General features: G+C 62.7%; 19 protein-coding genes. 3 read left to right on the top strand and 16 right to left on the bottom strand.

Features of this window, described 5'->3' with window-relative positions; translation table 11 throughout:
* The first annotated feature begins 24 nt into the window (after nt 1-24).
* Entirely contained in the window at nt 25-837 is an 813-nt protein-coding gene (locus FHX10_RS17725) for a ferredoxin--NADP reductase (RefSeq protein WP_047615092.1), read from the top strand.
* Nucleotides 838-888: 51 nt separating this feature from the next.
* Here FHX10_RS17725 and FHX10_RS17720 read toward each other — a convergent pair whose 3' ends face one another.
* From FHX10_RS17720 to FHX10_RS17670, 11 genes are all read right to left on the bottom strand, one after another.
* Nucleotides 889-1,503 (bottom strand): GntR family transcriptional regulator, encoded by a 615-nt coding sequence (locus FHX10_RS17720; RefSeq protein ID WP_097594528.1) that lies wholly within the window; start codon nt 1,501-1,503, stop codon nt 889-891.
* 191 nt (nt 1,504-1,694) lie between these two features.
* A complete protein-coding gene (locus FHX10_RS17715; protein WP_184389949.1) occupies nt 1,695-2,897 on the bottom strand; it encodes an ABC transporter permease in 1,203 nt (400 codons plus the stop codon).
* Complete coding sequence (locus FHX10_RS17710) at nt 2,887-3,603, bottom strand: ABC transporter ATP-binding protein (protein ID WP_097594530.1); 717 nt, start codon at nt 3,601-3,603, stop codon at nt 2,887-2,889. Before FHX10_RS17710 ends, FHX10_RS17715 begins: the two co-directional genes overlap by 11 nt.
* Nucleotides 3,604-3,615: 12 nt before the next feature.
* Nucleotides 3,616-4,908, bottom strand: a complete 1,293-nt coding sequence (locus tag FHX10_RS17705) for an efflux RND transporter periplasmic adaptor subunit (RefSeq protein WP_184389947.1) — start codon at nt 4,906-4,908, stop codon at nt 3,616-3,618.
* Between the two features lie 254 nt (nt 4,909-5,162).
* The gene (locus FHX10_RS17700; RefSeq protein WP_184389944.1) at nt 5,163-5,537 is read right to left on the bottom strand and encodes a GFA family protein; all 375 of its coding nucleotides are present in this window, start codon (nt 5,535-5,537) and stop codon (nt 5,163-5,165) included.
* A 9-nt stretch (nt 5,538-5,546) separates the two neighbouring features.
* Entirely contained in the window at nt 5,547-5,756 is a 210-nt protein-coding gene (locus FHX10_RS17695) for a hypothetical protein (RefSeq protein WP_047615083.1), read from the bottom strand.
* Between the two features lie 381 nt (nt 5,757-6,137).
* Nucleotides 6,138-7,217 (bottom strand): ABC transporter ATP-binding protein, encoded by a 1,080-nt coding sequence (locus tag FHX10_RS17690; RefSeq protein ID WP_047615081.1) that lies wholly within the window; start codon nt 7,215-7,217, stop codon nt 6,138-6,140.
* An 18-nt stretch (nt 7,218-7,235) separates the two neighbouring features.
* Nucleotides 7,236-8,285 carry a carbohydrate ABC transporter permease gene (locus FHX10_RS17685; protein ID WP_097544432.1) on the bottom strand — a complete coding sequence of 350 codons (1,050 nt, stop codon included), beginning with the start codon at nt 8,283-8,285 and terminating at the stop codon, nt 7,236-7,238.
* Nucleotides 8,282-9,322 carry a carbohydrate ABC transporter permease gene (locus FHX10_RS17680; protein ID WP_047615075.1) on the bottom strand — a complete coding sequence of 347 codons (1,041 nt, stop codon included), beginning with the start codon at nt 9,320-9,322 and terminating at the stop codon, nt 8,282-8,284. The genes FHX10_RS17685 and FHX10_RS17680 overlap by 4 nt, the downstream gene beginning before the upstream one ends.
* 11 nt (nt 9,323-9,333) lie before the next feature.
* Nucleotides 9,334-10,593, bottom strand: a complete 1,260-nt coding sequence (locus tag FHX10_RS17675; protein ID WP_063475553.1) for an ABC transporter substrate-binding protein — start codon at nt 10,591-10,593, stop codon at nt 9,334-9,336.
* A gap of 64 nt (nt 10,594-10,657) precedes the next feature.
* Nucleotides 10,658-13,180, bottom strand: coding sequence for a hypothetical protein (locus tag FHX10_RS17670; protein WP_184389942.1), 2,523 nt, complete (start codon nt 13,178-13,180; stop codon nt 10,658-10,660).
* Nucleotides 13,181-13,368: 188 nt separating this feature from the next.
* On the opposite strand from FHX10_RS17670, the gene FHX10_RS17665 reads away from it, so the two are divergent.
* Complete coding sequence (locus tag FHX10_RS17665) at nt 13,369-14,424, top strand: LacI family DNA-binding transcriptional regulator (RefSeq protein ID WP_184389940.1); 1,056 nt, start codon at nt 13,369-13,371, stop codon at nt 14,422-14,424.
* Nucleotides 14,425-14,446: 22 nt separating this feature from the next.
* On the opposite strand, the gene FHX10_RS17660 is transcribed toward FHX10_RS17665, so the two are convergent.
* From FHX10_RS17660 to FHX10_RS17640, 5 genes are read right to left on the bottom strand one after another with little or no spacing between them, the layout of a single operon-like run.
* Complete coding sequence (locus FHX10_RS17660; RefSeq protein ID WP_047615069.1) at nt 14,447-15,190, bottom strand: ABC transporter ATP-binding protein; 744 nt, start codon at nt 15,188-15,190, stop codon at nt 14,447-14,449.
* Nucleotides 15,187-16,032 (bottom strand): ABC transporter ATP-binding protein, encoded by an 846-nt coding sequence (locus FHX10_RS17655; protein WP_028758116.1) that lies wholly within the window; start codon nt 16,030-16,032, stop codon nt 15,187-15,189. Before FHX10_RS17655 ends, FHX10_RS17660 begins: the two co-directional genes overlap by 4 nt.
* Nucleotides 16,019-16,921 (bottom strand): ABC transporter permease, encoded by a 903-nt coding sequence (locus FHX10_RS17650; protein ID WP_028758115.1) that lies wholly within the window; start codon nt 16,919-16,921, stop codon nt 16,019-16,021. Before FHX10_RS17650 ends, FHX10_RS17655 begins: the two co-directional genes overlap by 14 nt.
* A complete protein-coding gene (locus tag FHX10_RS17645; RefSeq protein ID WP_028758114.1) occupies nt 16,918-17,946 on the bottom strand; it encodes an ABC transporter permease in 1,029 nt (342 codons plus the stop codon). The genes FHX10_RS17650 and FHX10_RS17645 overlap by 4 nt, the downstream gene beginning before the upstream one ends.
* Before the next feature lie 20 nt (nt 17,947-17,966).
* On the bottom strand, nt 17,967-19,562 hold the full coding sequence (locus FHX10_RS17640; protein WP_028758113.1) for an ABC transporter substrate-binding protein: 1,596 nt from the start codon (nt 19,560-19,562) through the stop codon (nt 17,967-17,969).
* 132 nt (nt 19,563-19,694) lie between these two features.
* On the opposite strand from FHX10_RS17640, the gene FHX10_RS17635 reads away from it, so the two are divergent.
* Complete coding sequence (locus tag FHX10_RS17635; protein ID WP_047615062.1) at nt 19,695-20,405, top strand: FadR/GntR family transcriptional regulator; 711 nt, start codon at nt 19,695-19,697, stop codon at nt 20,403-20,405.
* The last annotated feature ends 2 nt before the right edge of the window (nt 20,406-20,407 follow it).

Genomic DNA, 20,407 nt, shown 5'->3' with positions numbered 1-20,407 from the left:
GACGAAACGGGATCCTCTACCGCAATGAACGCGCCTGCAAAGACCGAAGACTTCGCCCCGTCCATCCCCGCCGGCGTTTACGCCGAGACGGTGCTCGCTGTGACGCATTACACCGACCGGCTCTTCCGCTTCACGATGACCCGGCCGCAGGGCTTCCGTTTCCGTTCCGGCGAGTTCGCGATGATCGGCCTGATGGTCGAGGGCAAGCCGGTCTTCCGCGCCTATTCGATCGCCAGCCCAGCTTGGGCCGAAGAGCTTGAATTCTTCTCGATCAAGGTGCCGGACGGCCCGCTGACCTCGCATCTGCAGGCGATCAAGCCGGGTGACCAGGTGCTGATGCGCAAGAAGCCGACCGGCACGCTGGTGCTCGACGCGCTGACGCCCGGCCGTCGTCTCTACATGTTCTCGACGGGAACGGGTGTTGCGCCATTCGCCAGCCTGATCCGCGATCCTGAGACCTATGAGAAGTTCGAGGAAGTCATCCTCACCCATACGACCCGCGATGTCGCCGAGCTGAAATACGGCTTCGACCTCGTGCACGAAATCCAGAATGACGAATTGCTGAAGGAAGTCGTCGGCGACAAGCTGCGCCACTATGCGACCGTCACGCGCGAGGATTTCGAATATCGCGGCCGCATCACCGACCTGATCTCCTCCGGCAAGCTGTTTTCCGATCTCGGCGTACCGCCGCTCGACCCGGCGATTGACCGCGGCATGATCTGTGGCTCCTCGGCGATGCTGAAGGATACCAAGGAACTGCTCGAAAAGGCCGGCCTCAATGAAGGCGCCAACAGCAAGCCCGCCGAGTTCGTCATCGAGCGCGCTTTCGTCGGCTGAAAATTTTCCCGACAATCCGATCTGACAACGGCTCCGGAAACGGGGCCGTTTCTATTCCTGGCTGAGATAATTGATCAGCGTCGCCATGGTGGCGCGCGCCTCGTCCGGCCGGCCCTGATGGATGGCCTGGATGACGGCGACATGCAGCGCGATGGCGCGATCCATGCGCTCCGGGCTTGCGGTGGAATACCAGAGGCGGCGCGAATGCGTCTGTACCGGGCCGAGCGCCGCCATGATGAAGCCGTTTGGGCAGGCATCCTCGAGAATTTCGTCGAAGGCCTTGTCAGCGGCAAAAAATCCGGCGAGATCACCCGTCACAGTGCATTCGTCCATGGCGCGGGCACAGTCGACGAGACGCGCGCGCTGTTCGTCGCTCGCATGTTCGGCGGCCAAGCCTGCTGCGATCGGCTCCAGCTCGCGGCGCACCTGCATGACATTGCGATGATCCTCAGTCGCGATCTTGGCGACCTGCAGCCCGACGCGCGGCTTCACCAGGATCAGCCCCTGCCAGGCGAGCTTCTGGATGGCCTCACGCACCGGCGTGCGCCCGTGGCCCGCCATATCGATCAGCTGCTTTTCGGTGACAAGCGCGCCGGGCTTCAACGCCAGCGTCACGATCAGATGCTCCAGCGCGAGATAGGCAAGATGGCTTTGTGAAGTCTGCATGCCTGGTTCCGTTGCCCTACTGATATATCACATAGTCGCACGCTCGAAGACCGATGGCAAGTCAGACTGATATATCAGAATAGAGACAGATAGATAACATAGCGAGCCTGCGAAGTTCGGTGAATGGTGTTGCGATACCAGCGCCTCCCCCACCCTCCGTTAGCGTGGAGACACATCATCCCACAACGCATTTATTCGTGCCGCAGCGCCTCGATCGGGTTCAACTGCGCTGCCCTTCTCGCCGGGAAATAGCCGAAGATCATGCCGATTGCCGCGGAGAACAGGAAGGCGACGGCGACCATGAGGGGGCTGAAGACGAAGGGTACTTTCAGCAGCGTCACGGCGCCGAAGCCGAGGCTGAGCCCCAGCACGATGCCGGTGATGCCGCCGAACAGCGACAGCGCCACGGCCTCGACCAGGAACTGGGTGAGCACCTGGTTTTCGAGCGCGCCGATCGCCAGGCGAATGCCGATCTCGCGGGTGCGCTCGGTGACGGAGACCAGCATGATGTTCATGATGCCGATGCCGCCGACGAGCAGGCTGATGGCGGCGACGGCGCCGAGCAGGCCGGTCAGCAGCGTCGTCGTGCCGGTCATCGCCTCGGCGATCTGCGTCATGTCGTTGACGTTGAAATCGTCCTGGCGGCCGGGCACGATCTTGCGGCGCTCGCGCAGGAGATTTTCGACGTCGGACTGCACTTTGGCCGTGGAGACGCCGTCGCGCGCCGAGATGATGATCTGCGGCACGTTGGAGCTGCCGCTGATGCGCCGCTGGAACACCTTGACCGGCATGATGACGACATCGTCCTGGTCGTTGCCCATGCCGGACTGGCCGCGCTTGGCAAGCACCCCGATCACGGGGCATGAGACCTTGCCGACGCGGATCTGCTGGCCTGTGGGGTCGGCGCTGCCGAAAAGCTGCGAGCGCACCGTCTCGCCGATGATGCAGCGCGCCTGGCCGCGCTCCTCGGCGGGTGAGAAATTGCGGCCGAGGGCCAGGTTCCAGTCCTGGGCGACGAAATAGTCGTTGGTGGTGCCCGACACGCTGGTCGAATGGTTCTGGCCGCCAAAAATCACCGTCGCCGTCGACTGGTTGAGCGGCGCCACGGCCCTCAGGCCGCCGATCTGGTCGCGGATCGCCGCGACGTCCTTGATGCTGAAGCGCTTGGCCTCGGAGCTCGCCCGGCCTGGGCCGAACTGGCCGGGACGGACGAACAGCATGTTGGTGCCGAGCCGCGACAGCTCGGTCGAGACCTGCGCGGTGGTGCCGTTGCCGATCGTCACCAGCGCGATGACGGCGGCAACGCCGATGACGACGCCGAGCACGGTCAGGAAGGAGCGCAGCATGTTGCGGCTGATGGCCCGCAGCGCCAGCTTCAGCGTCTCAAAGAACATGATCCGCCCTCCTCCGGTGCTCGACCTCAGTCTCCAGCTTGCCGTCGACGAAACGCAGCAGCCGCTGGGCATAGCCGGCGATATCGGGCTCATGGGTGACCATGACGATGGTGATGCCCTGCTCGCGGTTCAGCCGCGTCATCAGGTCCATGATCTCGACGCTGGTCTTGGTATCGAGATTGCCCGTGGGCTCGTCGGCCAGAAGCAGCGCCGGCTCGGTGACGATGGCGCGGGCGATGGCGACGCGCTGCTGCTGGCCGCCGGACAGTTCCTGGGTCTTGTGATGTTCGCGGCCGGTGAGGCCGACCAGCGCCAGGGCTTCGCGGGCCCGTTCGCGCCGCTCACGCACCGCCATGCCGCGATAGATCAGCGGCAGCTCGACATTTTCGACGGCAGAGGTGCGCGACAGGAGGTTGAAGCCCTGGAAGACGAAGCCCAGCATGTGGCGGCGCAGCAGCGTCAGCTGGCTGCGGTCGAAGCCGCTGGTCGGAATGCCTTGGAAAATATAGTCGCCTGATGTCGGCACGTCGAGGCAGCCGAGGATGTTCATCGCCGTCGATTTGCCGGAACCGGATGGCCCCATGATCGCGACGAATTCATGGGCGTTGATCGCCAGGTCGACGCGGTCGAGCGCGCGGATCGCCGCCTCGCCCTCGCCGTAGATTTTCGAGACCTGCCTGAATTCGATGAGCGGCGGGCTTGCCATCCGTCTCTCCGCCTAGTTCGCACGCGTCGTGGCGTCGGTCACCAGTGCGTCGTCCTGCTTGATGTCGCCGGAGACGACCTGGGTGAACTGGCCGTCGGATGAGCCGACCTGGATGATAACGGGCGCTGGGTGGCCGTTGCGCAGCACCCAGACGCGGCGCTGCGCGCCCGTCAGCGCCGAACCGGCATTGTTGTTGCGCTGGCGTGGCGGGCCGAAGATGCCGAAAATGCCACGGCCGCGCCTTTCGGCCTGTGCCGGGGCATAGCGCAGCGCGGCGTTCGGCACCATCAGCGTGTCCTTGACGGCCTCGACGGTGACATCGGCCGTCGCCGTCATGCCGGGGCGCAGCAGCAGATCGGCATTGTCGACCGACAGCACCGCCTTGTAGGTCACGACATTGTTGACCACTTCGGAGGCGAAGCGGATCTGCTCGATTTCGGCGGGAAAAGTCCGGTCGGGATAGGCGTCGACCGTGAACTTCGCCTTTTGGCCGACGGCGATCTGGCCGACATCGGCTTCGTCGACATCGACCTGCAGCTCCATCTTCTTCAGGTCGCCGGCAATGGTGAAAAGGATCGGCGCCGAAAGCGAGGCTGCGACGGTAGCGCCCGGATTGACCGAGCGGGTGAGGATGACGCCGTCGATCGGCGAGATGATCTTCGCCTTGGCGAGATTGACTTCGGCCAGTTGCAGGTCGGCCTCCGCGGCCAGGACTTCGGCTTCGTTGATCTGTTTGGCGGCAACGGCGGAATCATATTTGTAGGTGGCGTCGTCCAGGCTCTGCTGGGTGGAGACATTGCTCCTGACCAGGCTCTTCAACCGCTCGAGCGAGGTGCCCGCCGATTGCATGTCGGCATTGGCCTTGACGACGTTCGCCTTGGCCGAATTGAGCTTGGCGCGCGAACTCTTCACATCCGCCTCGAGCTTGTTGGTATCGAGAAGGGCGAGCACCTCGCCTGATTTGACCGTGCTGTTGTAATCGACATTGACGTCGCGAACCGTGCCGGAAAGTTCGCTCGATATATCCACCTGCTCGGTCGGCTGCACCGAGCCGGTGGCGGTGACAAGCACGGTCAAGTCGCCGCGTTTTGCCGGCTGGGTGGCGTAGCTCACTTCACTCTGCCCTCTGCCCATATAGACATAAGCGGCACCTGCGGCGGCGGCGATGACGAGGAGAAGAATGAGCAGGCGCCCACGCCAGCGGCTGCGCTTGCCCTGCCGTCCCGACGCGGCAACGATCGCTGCGAGGTCGGACGCTTCGCCTGTCTTTGCCCCGGTTTCGCTGCCGCTTACGATTTTGTTCATGCTGTCCTCGATCGTGCCGCTTGCGGCCTCTGGGTGAAATAATCACAACGCAGATGAACCGGCGATTAGCGTTGCCGCGGAAGTGGCACGGAATTGCGGATGGGTGAAATGAAATATTGGTAAGGAAGTCAAGTTTTGGGTGCGCCTGAGCATGTCGCGCAAAACTGTGCTGCGGTTTTGCGATCACGACATGCGGCAAACCAAAGACCTAAAGCGCGGCAAGCGATCTCGATCGCGACGCGCTTTAGCGCCCGTCAGTCCGCATCCTCGGCAAATTGGCCGGCGTCGGGCAAAGGATGCAGCCAGGGTTCACGCCGCTTGATCCAGACCTCATAGCCGGGTGCAAGGTCGGTCGGCGGAGTGTCGAGCGAGCCCAGGCGGAGTTCCGCCTCATCGTCCCTGAGGCAGAAAAGCCGGCTGCCGCAGGCGGGGCAGAAGCTGCGGCCGGCGAAAGTGGCGATCTCGCCGCTATGGGAAAAAGCCTGACGCGGCCAGACCGCAAAGAAGACGAAGGCGGAGCCGCTCGATTTGCGGCAATCGGCGCAGTGGCAGAGGCCGACGCGCAGCGGCTCTCCTTCCAGCCTGTAGGCGACCGCCCCGCAAAGGCAGCCTCCGGTTCGGATCTTCATGGCGCGGCGTCAGGCGTCGAGACTGGACGGAAGACCAGGCGGGCGACGCTTTGCCGCCATCAACAGATCGAGTTCGGTGGCGGATGGGCCGAACTTCTCGTAGAGGCGCTTTGCCTCCTTGTCGTCCAACCGGTATTTCCTGGCAAATTCGCTGATGCTGTAGGGGCGGCCACGCAATACTCTTCGCGCCGGGGTCGCCGCATTCGGTGCGTCGGTCATGGTTTCTCCTTTCTTCCTATGCCCTGTAAGTTAGAGCGATGGGTTGAATAGGAAAGAGCCGACGGGCTGCACCGGCCCTTTCGGCATGGGTGGGCCGGGGTCATTTCCGGAACCTTCTTGCCGTCACGCACATTGTAAGATTGAGGTTGCGGACTGCGCCAAGCGGACGCGGCGGTGCCGGAGAACATCGGGATTTTTCCGCTTTCTCCCGATGGCCAACGAAATGGCAGACGAGCTCCCTACCCGCCCGGTCCGTTTTCTCATCCCCACTAAATCTGTTGATCTGAAATTCGGCTCGCGCTTCGGCGCGGCCCTTCCTTTAGCTCGTTGTTCCGCGCATGTCGTTATCGCAAAACCGGGCACACTTTTGCGCGACACGCTTTACGACAGACGCCGTCCATCCTCGCCGAAGAGGTGCAGAACTTCGGGATCAAGATGCAGCGGCAGGCTGTCGCCGGATTTCATTCGCTGCTGGCCGGCAAAGACTGCAATCAGCTTCTTACCCCCCGCGTCGGCGTGGACGACGGTCTCCGAGCCGAGTTCCTCGACAAGGATGATGCGGGTGTCCAGCCTCCTCTCAGCATTTGCGTCGGCAAAGGTGATATGCTGCGGCCGGATGCCGATGCTGACCCTTTCGCCCGTCGGGCGCGCCTCCTTGGCAATCACGGAAAGACGATGGCCGCCGACGGTTTCGACCTCGGCGAAACTGCCCTCGTGACCGACAATGGCGCCTTCGAGAAAATTCATGTGCGGCGCACCGATGAAGCCGGCGACGAAGCGGTTGGCCGGTTTGTTGTACAGTTCCAGCGGTGTTCCCACCTGCTCGATCCTGCCGCCTCTCAACACGACGATGCGGTCTGCAAGCGTCATCGCCTCAACCTGGTCATGGGTGACGTAGATCATCGTCGCCCTCAATCGCGCGTGAAGGGCCGCGAGTTCGGCGCGCATGGTGACTCTGAGTTCGGCATCGAGATTGGAGAGCGGCTCGTCGAGCAGGAAGGCATCCGGCCGGCGGACGATGGCGCGGCCGATCGCGACGCGCTGGCGCTGGCCGCCGGAGAGCTGGCCCGGACGGCGCTGCAGGAAAGGCTCGATCTCCAGCATGCGCGCGGCCTCAGTGATGCGCGCTTCGATCTCGGCCTTCGCCACCTTGGTATTCTCAAGACCGAAGGCAAGGTTTTCCCTGACGCTCATATGCGGATAGAGCGCATAGGATTGGAAGACCATGGCAAGGCCGCGATCGGCGGCGCTGATGCCGGTAACATCCTTGCCGTCGATGGCGATGCTGCCGCCTGTGGGCTTATCGAGGCCGGCGATCAGGCGCAGCAGCGTCGATTTCCCGCAACCGGAAGGGCCAACGAAAGCGACGAACTCGCCGTCGTTGACGGCAAGGGAGACATCGCGAATGACCTCGACGGCGCCGAAATTCTTGACGATGTTCCTGAGCTCGAGTCCGCTCATGCACTCTCCTGTTTCATATTATTTCAGCCCCGACCCGGCGATGCCTGTGGTGATGAATCGCTGCAGGAAGACGAAGATCAGCACAACCGGGATCATCGAGACGACGGTCATGGCGAGGATGTAATGCCATTGCACATTGAGCTCGCCGGCATAGACGTTGAGGCCGACCTGCAGCGTATAGAGTTCCTTGCGCGAGAGCACGATCAGCGGCCAGAGGAAGTCGTTCCAGCGCCAGACGACCGAGAAGATCGCCAGCACCGCCAGTGCGGGCGCCGACAGCGGCAGGATGATGCGCCAGTAGATTTGCCATTCGCTGGCCTTGTCCATGCGCGCGGCATCGATCAATTCGTCCGGGATGGTCAGCATGTATTGCCGGAGCAGGAACACGCCGGTCGGGGTGGCGACCGTCGGCAGGATGACGCCCCAGAGGCTGTCGAAGAGGTTCAACGTGCCGATGACGGAATAGAGAGGCACGACGATGACCGAGAGCGGCACCATCAGCGTCGCCAGGATCATCAGCATGACGGCGGTGCGGCCGGGGAACTGGTATTTCGACAGGGCGAAGGCAGCCATGGAATTGACGAGCAGCGTAATCGCCGTCGCGACCACGGTGACGAAGACGGAGTTGCGCAGGAACAGGAAGAAATCGAAGCGCTGGAACGGTTCGGTATAATTGCCGCCGGCGAATTCGACCTTGCGCACCGGCGTGCGGTCCTTGATGTTCACCTTGACGATTTCGCCCGGCTGTTTCGGATCGACCATCTGGCCGATGATGCCGATGCGGCGGACCTCGGCGAGCACACGCGTGCTGCCATCCGGCATCGCCGCCTGATAGAGCGGCAACGGCTTGTCGTAGCCCGGCACCACTGCCTGTTCAGTGACATAGGGCAGGACCGATGGCGGGAATTCGGCAAGCGCCGCCGGCGTCTTGAAGGAGGAGAAGACGAGCCAGACGGCCGGGCCGAACATCAGGAAGACGCCCGATATCAGCCAGATCCAGGTCACCACATCCGTCCAGTGCCAGCCTCGGCCGCGGCGGCGGAGCAGAAAGGCGCCGACAGCGCTCACTGGCGTGCTCCCTTCTTCTCGTTGCGGCTGCTGACGCCGAGTTGGATCAGCGTCAGGATGACGAGCACGATACCCATCAGGATCGAGGCGGCGGAGGCAAGCCCCGGGTTGCGCAGCGAACTCGCAAAGCCGGTCTCGTAAATATATTGGGTGATGTACATGGTGCTGGTGCCCGGCCCGCCGCCGGTCAGCACGAAGACCTCGTCGAAGATCTGCACGGCGCGGATCAGCGCCAAGACCAGGACAACAATAAGGTTCGGCATCAGCAGCGGCAGGGTGATGCGCCGGAAGATGCGGGTCGGGCCGGCGCTGTCCATCGCCGCCGCCTCGTAGAGATCCCGCGGGATCGCCTGCAGGCCGGCGAGGAGGATCAGCGCATAAAAGCCCATATGCGCCCAGACCGAGACGAAGACGGCGAAGAAGAAGGCCCAGAAACGATCGCTGAGCCAGGAGAAGGGTTCGAAGCCGAAGGGGCTCAGCGCAAAATTCAACAGGCCTTCACGCTGCAGGATCCATTTCCAGATCAGGCCGACGACGACCGGCGACAGCAGCACCGGGAAGAAGAAGACGGCGCGCCAGAAGCCGCGATTGGAAAGTTCGCGGTTGAGGATCAGTGCCGTTGCGAGCGCCGCGATCAACATGGCCGTTACCTGGAAGACGACGAAGACGGCGGTATTGCGCACGGCCGCCCAGAAGGTGTCGGCCGCGCATGTCGAGGGGTCGAGATAGCTGCCGCAATCGAAGAGGATGCGGTACTGGTCAGCGCCGACATAGGTCCTGTTCTGCAGGAAGATGGCGCTGCCGCTCGTCGTCGAATAGATGAAATTGATGACCAGCGGCAGAAGCACGAAGACGGTGAAAATCAGCATATTGGGCGCCAGGAAGACGCCCGCCATGCCATTCAGCCCCGTCAGCTTCTGCCAGGCGCGCATGGGAATGTCGATGAGCCCCATCGCCAGCCGGACAGGCGCAAGGAGCGCCTGCCGCAGACTGGTTTTTTTGACAGGTGGTGCTGAAGAAACTGTCTTCGCCGTCATCTGTTCTTCCGTCAGTTGCCGGCGACCTTGGCCTTGATGTCCTCGTCGATGCGGGCATAGGCGTCGTCGAGCTTCAATTCGCCGGCGATCACCTGGCTGATGCGGGCGACGATGGCGCTGTAATAGGCGTCCGACCACTTCCAGCCCGGCAGTTTCATGGCGGGTGCGGCAGTCTGGCCGGCCGCTTCGACGAAGGCTTTCAGCGCCGCCTGCACATGCGGATTGTCGGTCTTGAAGTCGATCTGGCCGGCGGCAACACCCTTATGCGCCGGGATGAACAGGCTGCGCTCGGCGAATTCCTTCTGCACGTCGGCACTTGCCAGGTAATCCATCACCTTGGCGACGTCCTTCGGGTTCTTGGTGTATTTGACGGCGACGAGACCCGCACCGCCCTGCATGCCGGTGCAGGCGACCGTGCCGCAGGGGCTGCCGGCCATCACCCAGTCGAAACTGTCGCCGATCTTCTGGGCGAAGCCCGGCACCTGCCAGCTGCCGGAATAAAGATAGGCGAGGCCACCATTGATGAAGTCCTCGGCGGCGGAACGGTAGGTGGTGCCGGCAGCACTCACCCAGACATCCTTGTTGACGGTGCCATCCTCGTTCCACTTGACGAAGCGGCTGAGGAAGTCCTTGGCGCCCTGATCGATCGGCGCCGGCTTGCCGTCGGCGGCGATATAGTTGGCGCCGTAGGAAATGTTCGGACCGGAGACGCGGTGGCCGGAGCGGTCGATCGCCATGGCGAAGACCTTCTGGCTGTCTGCGACCTTCTTGGCCGCCGCCGCCCAATCGTCCCAGGTGGCCTTCGGGCCGGGGATCTCGACGCCGGCCTGCTCGAACAGCGTCTTGTTGGCGAAGCCGCCGGTCAGCGTCAGCTGCGTCATGAAGCCGGTGATGGCGTTCGAACCGTCCGGACGCATCCAGTCGGCCTGGGCGCCGAAATTGTCCTCCCAGTATTTCGCGTCGGTGAGGTAGGGACGAAGGTCGAGCCAGTGCTGTGCCGGCGCCTTCAGATTAGTGACCCGGGCAATATCGGGCCCCTGCCCGGCTTCGAGCTGCACCGGCAGCTGTTCCTTGACAACGTCGTAGGAGACCTCGTCGAGGACGACGTTGACGTCGGGGTTGGCTTTCGAGAAGCGGGAGAGCAGGTCCTTGATCACCTCGCCTTCGCCGCCGTCGGAATACCACATGATGCGCACGTCTCCGGCGTGTGCGGCAACGGAACTCAAGAGAACCGCAGCAAAGGCCGCGCCGATCGATTTCATTCTGGTCATTTTCTCCTCCTCTGACCGATGAATTGCTGCGTCCGGCCGGTCCTCCACCTGCCGGACACGTCGTCTACGAGGCCGCGCGCCGAGGCTGCCTGCCCGGTATCTTGAGATGTACCGCTTCTCCTCGTACCGACCAGTCCGCAGGGCGAAGAATACGGCCTTCGGCACGCACGGTGCCGTCCTCTTCGAAGACGACCCGGCCATAATCCGGATCGATAACGATCAATGCGCCCTCGTCGTCGCGGCGAGCCGAGAGCGCGGCGAAACGCGCCTGCATGCCGTCAAGGCCAGCCTCGCGCTCGATATCGGAGAGACGGACGATCCAGCGACCCTTGCGGCCGGGCAGACGCAGCTCGATATCCGTCGTCGGCCCTTGTTTCACCGGCACCAGCGCCGCGTTGCCGATCAGCATCGCAATCCCGTTGCCGGAGCGAGCGACCGCCAGATTGCCGTCGACCCTCGCGTCGTCGAAGGCCTCGAGCGGGAACCAGGCGTGAGTGAAATCCGGCTGACCCTCGTGGATGTCGAAATCGAGGATCGCCAGATCGCGATACTGGTGCACGCGCGGCAGTGTTCCACAACCACCCCAGAAGCTCGGCCGGCCATAGCCGAACTGAATGGTTTCGCCGGGATGGTTGATCCAGATCTGCGCTTCCGGCCGGTGGCCCAAGCGTAGGTGCAGCACCGTCTCCTGATAACCCCAGGCGCCGGGGCGATAATGCGCGATGGTGCCGAGTGCGGTGTCGCGCGTCTTGTAGTGGTAGAGGGCGGCAAAACGATTCTCGCCCTGGGAAAAGGTCCATTCCTGCGCGGCGTCGGCCTGATGCGAAGCGATCGCCGCAAGCCGTTCCGGAAAGTCCAGGCCGTGGTCGCGGATGCAGACGGCAAGCTGCGGCAAAGCGTGGACACGGCGGCCGTACCAGCCACGGCCCCAGAGCAGGCGGGCGATGGCGGACAGCTCGACCGAGCGGCCGGGGCGCAGCGTATGTTCGTAGGAGCGGCCCTGGCTGCCGGTCAGCATGCCGTGATGGGCCGAACGGGCGACGATCTCCATCAGGCGGATGATGCTGGCGCTCGCCCGGCTGCGGATCGTCTCATCCGGCGCGCAGGCGGCGAGCGCCGTCAGGCCCTTGAGGTCGATCGGGAAATAGGGAACGGAGTTCCACTCGGCCATTTCCCAGCGCTCGAAATGATCGAGCCAGGCGCGGACACGTTCCTCGCCGACCTGCATCTGCTCGGCGCCGGTGCGGCCGGAACGGACGAAGACGGCATCGGGGAACAGCCTGCCGCCGAGATAGGCGGCGGTATGGAAGAGAAGCGCGTGGTTTTCCGAGAAATACCACTGAACGTCGTTGCCGGGCTCATCCATCCAGTATCGGTAATTGAGGACCGCCTGCTTGATCCTGTCGCGCAGCTCGGATGAGAGCAGATCGCTCCAGCGGGTATAGGCAAAGAGCAGCGGCACCAGCACGAAATCGGCGCAGTCGTGGCAATCCTCGATGACCGGCAGCATGGCCGCGATCATCGCCTCGGTTTCCTCGCCGCCCTGCCCCAGCGCCAGACGCGCAAAAGCACAGACCGTGTCGGGCTCGGAACGGGCGGCGACCTCGGCCAGCGCCTCGGCGACGCGGTCGTTGAGGGCGGCGGGTGCCTCGCCCTGCCGCTCGGGATGACAGATTTCGACGCCGAGCGTGCGGCCGAGCGAAAGCTCGCCTGTTGTGAAGGTGATGCGGAAATGGCGGAAATCGGCCGGCATATCAGCCGAGGCGCCGAGCTCCAGCTTGGTCGCTCCTGCTTTCAGCTCGAAATCATAGTCGAAGCGCTCGGTCGACATGAAGTCGCCTTCGATCTCGACATGGCAGGTCAGCGCCACCGGCAGCGGCAAGGGAAAGAGGATCGTCACATCCTCGCCGAGATAGGCGGTGCGGTCGAAACGCATGCCTTCGAGGATCTCCTCCAGCGCATCCGCATCACCGGCGGCGACGGGAACAGGGACCGATGTTTCGACCTCAGGCCCTTCGAGATAATCCAGCTGAAAATAGAACCGGGCGTCGCGCTCGGCGAGATCGTCGAAATAGATGCGGATCTCGTTGAGGCCGGCCGTGAGCTCTATCTCGAAGAGCTGCTGGGCTTCCAGATTGCGCTGGTAAGGCGCCATGACGCCCTGCTCGCGGCCGTTGACGAAGAGGATCGCGCCGCCGCAGGTCGACAGGCGAAGCGTGGCGGACCCCGCCGACTGTGCATCGAGAAACGTGCGTGCCCAGCAGCCGATGCGCGTCGGGCGAAACCAGAAGCCGGAGAGATCGACTCGCGGAGAGGCAAAGGGAAGCCACCAGCGGACGGCCTCGAATTCGCCAGCCGGCTGCGGCCGCCGGCCGGAGAAGGATGTCTTGAATTCGGTGCGGCAGGGATATTCATGCGGGATGAAGTTCTTCGTCTTGGTGACGAAGAAGAACGGATCCATTCTGCCGTCCATCGGACGGTCGGCGACATCGTAGCGCTCCTGCCACAGCTGGGCGAGCTGCCAGTAGACGATCGGACTGTGCTTCTCAGTTGATCGGCGGAGATAAGATTGCTGCTCGGTGGCCATGTTTCAGTCCGCTCGAGCATTGCCACGCCGGGCAAACCGCCGACGCATGGACTGGCCGTCAAGCCGCATCTTCAAAGCCTCCCTGCTCTGCCGCTTGCCGCGGACTCCTCGCAGGTAATTGTGCATAGGCATTCCATTTGCGCAATCTGAAAGATTTTTGCATGATGGCGAAGGAGCGAGGAGATGAGATGACAGGGGAACCGAAAAAAGCCAGGCGTACGCGCCTCGACGACATCGCCGCCAAATGCGGCGTGTCGATCAGCACGGTGTCGCGGGCGCTGGCCGGTGAGAAGGGCGTCAGGCCTGACATTCGCAAGCTGGTGCTGGAAACGGCAAGTGCGGTCAGCTACGCCTTGCCGGCCAGCGTGGCCGGCAAGAAGGTCATGCTCGTCGCCTCCGGTGCGGCAATGATCGACTATGTCCGCAACCAGTTTACGCTCTACGTGCTCGAAGGGTTGAATGCGCGTGCGGCCGCCCTCGGCATCGAGCTTTCGATGCGCCCGATCGCCGACAAGGGGGATGAAGCGCGCGTCGTCGCCGAGATGCGCGATGATCCGAGTTTCGGCGGCATGCTGATCCTGACCGTCGACGAAGAGGACATGCTGGCGGCAGCCGCCGATCTCGGAAAGCCCGTCGTGCTCGTCAACAGCGACGATCCCTATATGCGGCTTTCGAGTGTTACGCCCTGCAACCGCTCGGCCGCCTTCATCGCCGCCGAACGGCTGATCGAGGCCGGGCATGAACGTATTCTCTTCATGCTGCGGCCGGGACGGCGGACGATCGAGCGGCGCCTGGAGGGATGGCGCGATGCCCTGCAGCTTCATGGGCTGAAGGCCGACGCGGATCTGGTGCTCGAAGTCGACGACTGGCTGCCGGACCTCGGCGCCGAGGCGATTACCCGTCTTGTCCGCGAGAAAGGTCTCTCCTTCACCGCCGTCCTGACGGCGGGCGACAGTCTCGCCAACGGCGCCGTGCGCGGCTTGCAGGCGATGGGTTATGCCGTGCCGAAGGACATCTCCGTCATGGGCATCGACGACCTGCCGCAGTCAGCCTTTCTCAATCCACCGCTCTCGACGGTGCATATTCCGATGCGTGAACTCGGCGCCACCGCGCTCGATCTGCTGCGCGACATGATGCTCGGTCTTGCGGCTCCGCGCCGCCGCGTCGAGCTCGCCTGCCATCTCGTGGAAAGGGGCAGTGTTGCGGCGGTCAACCGCGCCCATGTCGCAACGGAGGATCGCTGAACTCACACCACGTTTAAGGATATCAAGCCTCGATGAAGCTCGCCTCGAACAGTTCCCGTGCATAGGCATCATGGGTGACGCCGGCCTGCAGATCGGCTTTGGTGAGCTCGTCGACGAAACAGCCGTTCTTCATGATCAGCACCCGATCGCACATATGAGCGATGACGGCGAGGTCGTGGCTGACAAGCAGATAGGTCAGCTCCTTTTCCTCGCGCTGATCGGCAAGCAGATTGAGGATTTCGGCCTGGATCGAGACGTCAAGCGCCGATGTCGGCTCGTCGAGCAGCAGGATGGGCGGCGACAGGATCAGCGCCCGGGCGATCGCCACGCGTTGCCTCTGGCCGCCGGAAAGCTCGTGCGGAAAACGATTGGCGAAGCTCGCCGGCAGGCCGACCTGGACCAGTGCTTTTTCGACCTTCGACCAGATATCGGAATGCCCCATGGCGCGTAGCGGCTCGGCGAGCGCGGTGCCGATGCGATGGCGCGGATGTAGGGATCCGTAAGGGTCCTGAAAGACCATCTGGGCGAATTTCAGCTCCTCGCGGGAGCGCTTTCTTCCGATCGGTTTTCCGCCAAGCTCGATGTGACCGGTCCAACCGGACTCCATCCCGGCGAGGCAGCGCAGCACCGTCGATTTGCCGCAGCCGGATTCACCGACAATGCCGAGCGTCTCCCCCTGGCCGACCTGAAAACTGATGCCCCTGACGACATGGTTGCTTGATTTGCCAGAAGTAAAGACGACATCGAGGTCACGCACATTGATCATTGCGCCGTCTCCAGATCGAGTTTCGCCCTGTCGAGAACAGCAAGCCGGCGAACCGGGTTCTTCGGGTCGGGCAGCGCTGCTATCAGCCCGCGGGTATAGGGGTGGCGGGCGTCCTCAAGGCTGGTCAGGGTTTCGACGATCCGGCCGGCATACATGACGATGATGCGCTCGCAAAAGGCGGCCACCATGCGAATGTCGTGGCTGATGAGGAGCAGTCCGGAATTGTTCTCGCGCACCAGTTCGTCGAGCAGCAGCAGCACGTCCTTGCGGACGCTGACATCGAGAGCCGAGGTCGGTTCGTCGGCGATGACGAGCTTCGGCCGCGCCAGCAGCATCATGGCGATCATCACACGCTGGCCCATGCCGCCCGATATCTGGTGGGGATAAAGCGCCATCACCCGATCGGGATCGCTGATGCGCACGCGTTCGAGCATGGCGCGGGCCGCCTCAAACGCCTGTTTCTTGTGAAGGCCGAGGTGAAGGCGTGCGGCTTCGGCGATCTGCTTGCCGATCGAGAGCACCGGGTTCAGCGAATAGCGCGGATCCTGCATGATCAGTGCGATATCCTTGCCGCGAAGCGCGCCCATCTGACGCTCGGTCTTTGACAGCAAAGGACTGCCGGCAAGATCCAGGCGTTCGGCAGAGACCACCGCGGCCGGCGGCAGAAGACGCATGATGGCGCGACCCGTCGTCGATTTGCCGGAACCGGATTCGCCGACGATGCCGACACGCTCACGGCCGACGTCGAAACTGACATTGGAAACGGCGGGCACGGCGCCTCGCCCGAAACGGACGTTCAGCCCCTTGACGGAAAGAACGGGCTTTTGATCACGATCTTGCATGGCGGGGATCCAGAATGTCGCGCAGAGCATCTCCGGCGATGTTGAAGGCAAGGCTGGTTAGCAGGATGGCGATACCCGGCATGACGGCGACCCACCAATAATCGAGCATGAACTTGCGGCCGCTGGAGATCATCGCACCCCATTCCGGGGCCGGCGGCTGGGCGCCAAGACCGAGGAAGCCGAGTGACGCCGCCGTCAGGATGATGCCCGCCATGTTGAGCGTCAGGCGAACGATGACGGAGGGCACGCACATCGGCGCGATATAGAGGAAAAGAATGCGGATCGGCGAGGCGCCATAAAGGCGGGCGGCAACCACATAGTCGGCGTTTCTGACGACAAGGGCCTCGGCGCGCGCAAGCCTGGCAATCGGCGGCCATGCGGTCAGCGAGATCGCGATGATGGCCGTGGTCAAGCCGGCGCCAAGTGCCGCGGCAAAAGCCAGAGCCAGGATCAGCGACGGGAAAGAGAGAACGATATCGGTGGCGCGCATCAGCAGCGCATCGACGCGTCCGCCGAAGAAACCGGCAACGACGCCGATCAACAGGCCGATCGGCCCGACGATCAAGGAGATGGAAAGCACGGTCTGGATGGTGATGCGCGTGCCGAAGATGAGGCGGCTCAGGATATCGCGACCGAATTCGTCGGTGCCTGCGAGATGCGCAAGGCTCGGCGGCTGCAGGGCATCGCCCAGCGCCTGTATGGCCGGATCATAAGGGGCCAGAAGCGGCGCGAAGATCGCGATGAAGCAGAGAAGACCGAGGATGACGAACCCCGCAAGGCCAAGCGGCTCGTGGGCCAGTTTGCGGCCGGCGCGCGCCAGCGACGCCGCCATGCGGCTCGATACACTTGGAGGGCGGATCTGAATCTCGCTGCGGATAACGTCGCTCATCGGGCCGCCTCCCTCATACGGGGATCAAACACGGCATAAGCGACGTCGGCGAAGAAGTTCAACAGCATGAAAATGAATCCAACGATAATGGTGCCGGCGACGACGGCGTTCATGTCGCCGATCATCAGCGCGTTCGTCATGTACTGGCCAATGCCGGGCCAGGAGAAGACGATCTCGGTGACAACAGCGCCTTCGAGCAGCCCACCATAGGAAATGGCCAGGATGGTGATCAGCTGCACGGCAATGTTCGGCAGGACGTGATGCCAGATCGTGCCCAAGGGGCTCACACCCTTGGCACGGGCGGCGATGACATAATCCTGGCTCAACTGTTCCAGGGTGAAGCTGCGTGTCATGCGGGTGATGTAGGCCATGGCCGCATAGGCAAGGATGATGGCGGGAAGAATGATATGGCCGAGTGCATTCCAGAAGATTTCCGTCTCGCCCTGCAGCAGGCTGTCGACCAGCAACAGCCCGGTTTGTGGCGTCACGAGGCCTTCGTAGAAGACATCGATCCTGCCCGGCCCGCCGACCCAATTGAGGCCCGCATAGAAGATGACGAGCCCGACGATGCCGAACCAGAAGACCGGGATCGAATGACCGACGAGCGCAAGCACGCGGGCCGTCTTGTCGATGAAGCTGTCGCGAAACAGTGCGGCGACCAGTCCGAGCGGGACGCCGACGAAAGTGGAGATGATTACCGCCAGCGTCGCCAGTTCGAATGTCGCCGGAAACGCCTGGGCCAGGTCCGAAGAGACGGGATTGCCGGTGAGGACGGCGGTGCCGAAATCACCATGCGCCAACCCGTTCAGATAGAGGAAAAACTGCTGGTAGATCGGCAGATCGAGACCGAGACGCGCCCGCATCGCCGCATAAGCGGCGGGATCGGCGAGCTCGCCGACGATCGCGCCGACCGGATCGGTGGGCAGGATGCGGCCGATCACGAAGGTCACACATAAGAGGATGAACAGGCTGACCAGCAAATGCGCCAGGCGTCGGCCAAATTCGGCTACGGAGAGTTCCTTCATGATCGGCTGCCTCGGGAGTATTACTGGGTTTCAGACTTCGTGACGTTCTCGAGACGCGTCAGCTGGGTCGGATGCCCGATATATCCCTGGACCTTGCTCGACAGGACGATCGGCTCGAAGCGCTCGAACATCGGCAGCACGGCCGGCTTCTGTTCGACGAACATCTTCTGCATCTGCACGTAGAGTTCGCCGCGCTTCTTCGGGTCCGGCTCCATCGATGCCTTGGCGGTCAGGGCCGTCAGTTCGGGAATGTCCCAGGCCGAACGCCAGACGAAGTTGCCGGCATTGTTGGCTTCCTTCGAGTTGTCGGGATTGGACGAGAACTGCTCCATCGAGCCGAGCACGTTCGGCATATAGGCGCTCGTCTGCGGGATCAGCAGATCGAAATCCCGGGCGCGGTGGGCGGCGATGATTTCCGAGCCGTTGCCCTGCTGGATATCGATCTTGATGCCGACCTGGGCAAGCGATGCCTGGATGGCCGTGGCAAGATCGATGCGCGGCGTCTGCGCGATCGTCTTCAGCGTCAGCGAGAATCCGTCCTTGAACCCCGCTTCGGCCAACAGTTGCTTGGACTTTTCGACGTCGAGATGCCAATCGGGATTGGCGATCGCATATTCGAAATTCTCCGGAACGGGAACGTTTCTCGCCCGCCCGTAAGGACCCATGATCGTCTTCTCGATGCCCTTATAGTCGATGCCGTAGGCAATGGCCTCGCGGACCTTGGGGTTGGAAAGGTATTGGTTGCCGGCATTCATCGACAGCACGTAGAATCCGCCTGTCGGAATCCGCTGGATCGTAAAGCCCTGCTTGTCCTTGAAGGTCGCGAGATCGGATGCGGTCAGCGCGCTGGCGATATCGATATCGCCGCGTTCGAGCATCAGCCGTTCGACCTGGCTTTCCGGAACATGCCGAACGATGACGCGCTTCATCTTCGGCGCGCCGGCCACATAATCCTTGTTGGCGTCGAGAATAACAAGTTCGTTCGGAGACCAGCGATTGAGCGTGAACGGACCGGAGCCGGCCGAATGCGTGCGCATCCAGGCATTTCCCCAGTCATTGTCGGCGACATGCTTCTGCACTTCGACGCTATCGACGACGCTGGTGGTCGAGGTCGTGAGCCGGTAGAGCAGCATCTCGGCCGTCACCTGGCCGGAAAAATCGACGCGGACCGTCTTGTCGTCGACTGCCGTGACGAGCTTGTCGATATTGTCCTTGTCATAGCCGATGCGCTTGAGGTTGGCGGCGGCTGCCTGGTCGAGCTTCAAGAGCCGTCCCAGCGAATAGACGACATCTTTTGACGTTACCGGATTGCCGGTGGCGAAATTGGCTTGGCGCAACGTGAAGGTGATGCCCTTGTCGTCAACTTTCCAGCTTTCGGCCAGCTGCGGCACGATCTTGCCATCCGGCGTGCTGTTGACCAGCCGGTCGTAGAGATTCGACATGATCTCGACCGCTTTTCCCTCGGTCGCCTGATGCGGGTCGAGGGACAGAACCTGCGCCAGCGATGTCCCGATCACCAGCTGGTCCTTCGGCGTGGCGGCGTATAGCTGCGGTGCTGATATCGTCAGGGCGCCGATCACGGCGCCGACGAACAAGCCCTTAGAAAAATGCTTCATTGTCAGTCCTCCCTAGACTACTATAAGAGACATATTATGTCGCCCGTATGTCGTATTATGATTTATCGAAGTCTGATATGATTTGCAAGACCCGAGCGGGAGACTTGATGCAGAGGGATTGGGGAACGGACTATGACAACACTCGGCCGTGGTCGGCAAAGACTGGCGCAGCAGGTCATCGATCAACTGCGGGCACAGATCGAGACGGGGAAGCTGCGGGTCGGCGACCAGCTGCCGACCGAGCCGCAGCTCGAATCGACATTCGGCGTCAGCCGCACCGTAGTGCGCGAGGCGATTGCCGATCTGAGGGCCGCGGGCTTCGTCAAGCCGATCCAGGGCAAAGGCGTCTTTGTCGCGGATCCGAAGGCGCATTCGGTCCTGTCACTGACGCCGGTGGAAATCAAAAGCATCCCGGAAACCTTGGAATTGCTGGAGTTTCGCATGGCGGCCGAGGGTGAAGCGGCCGCAATCGCCGCCTATCGCCGCACGGCCGAGCAGGAGGCAGCGATCCGCGATGCCAACCGCAAAATGGCGCAACTCATCGAAACCGGACAGCAGACCGTGGAGGCGGATTACGCCTTCCACATGGCGATTGCCGCTGCCACCAACAACCGATTCTATGTCGACGTGCTGCGCCATTTCGGCCCCCGGGCCATCCCCCGCGGCCAGTTTCCGACGCTGCCCGAGGCCAACGACCGCGACTATCTCCAGAAGGTTTATGCCGAACATGTCGAAATCCTGTCGGCCATCGCCGATCAGGATCCGGAACGCGCCCGCCAGGCGATGCGCGCACATATGATGGCCAGCCAACGCCGCTACCGCATGCTCGCCGAACAGCAATAGGG

The sequence above is a fragment of the Rhizobium sp. BK591 genome (assembly GCF_014195045.1).
Lineage (GTDB): Bacteria > Pseudomonadota > Alphaproteobacteria > Rhizobiales > Rhizobiaceae > Rhizobium > Rhizobium anhuiense.
The sequence above is the reverse complement of the archived record's forward strand: the minus strand, read 5'-3'. Positions and strand labels throughout refer to the sequence as shown.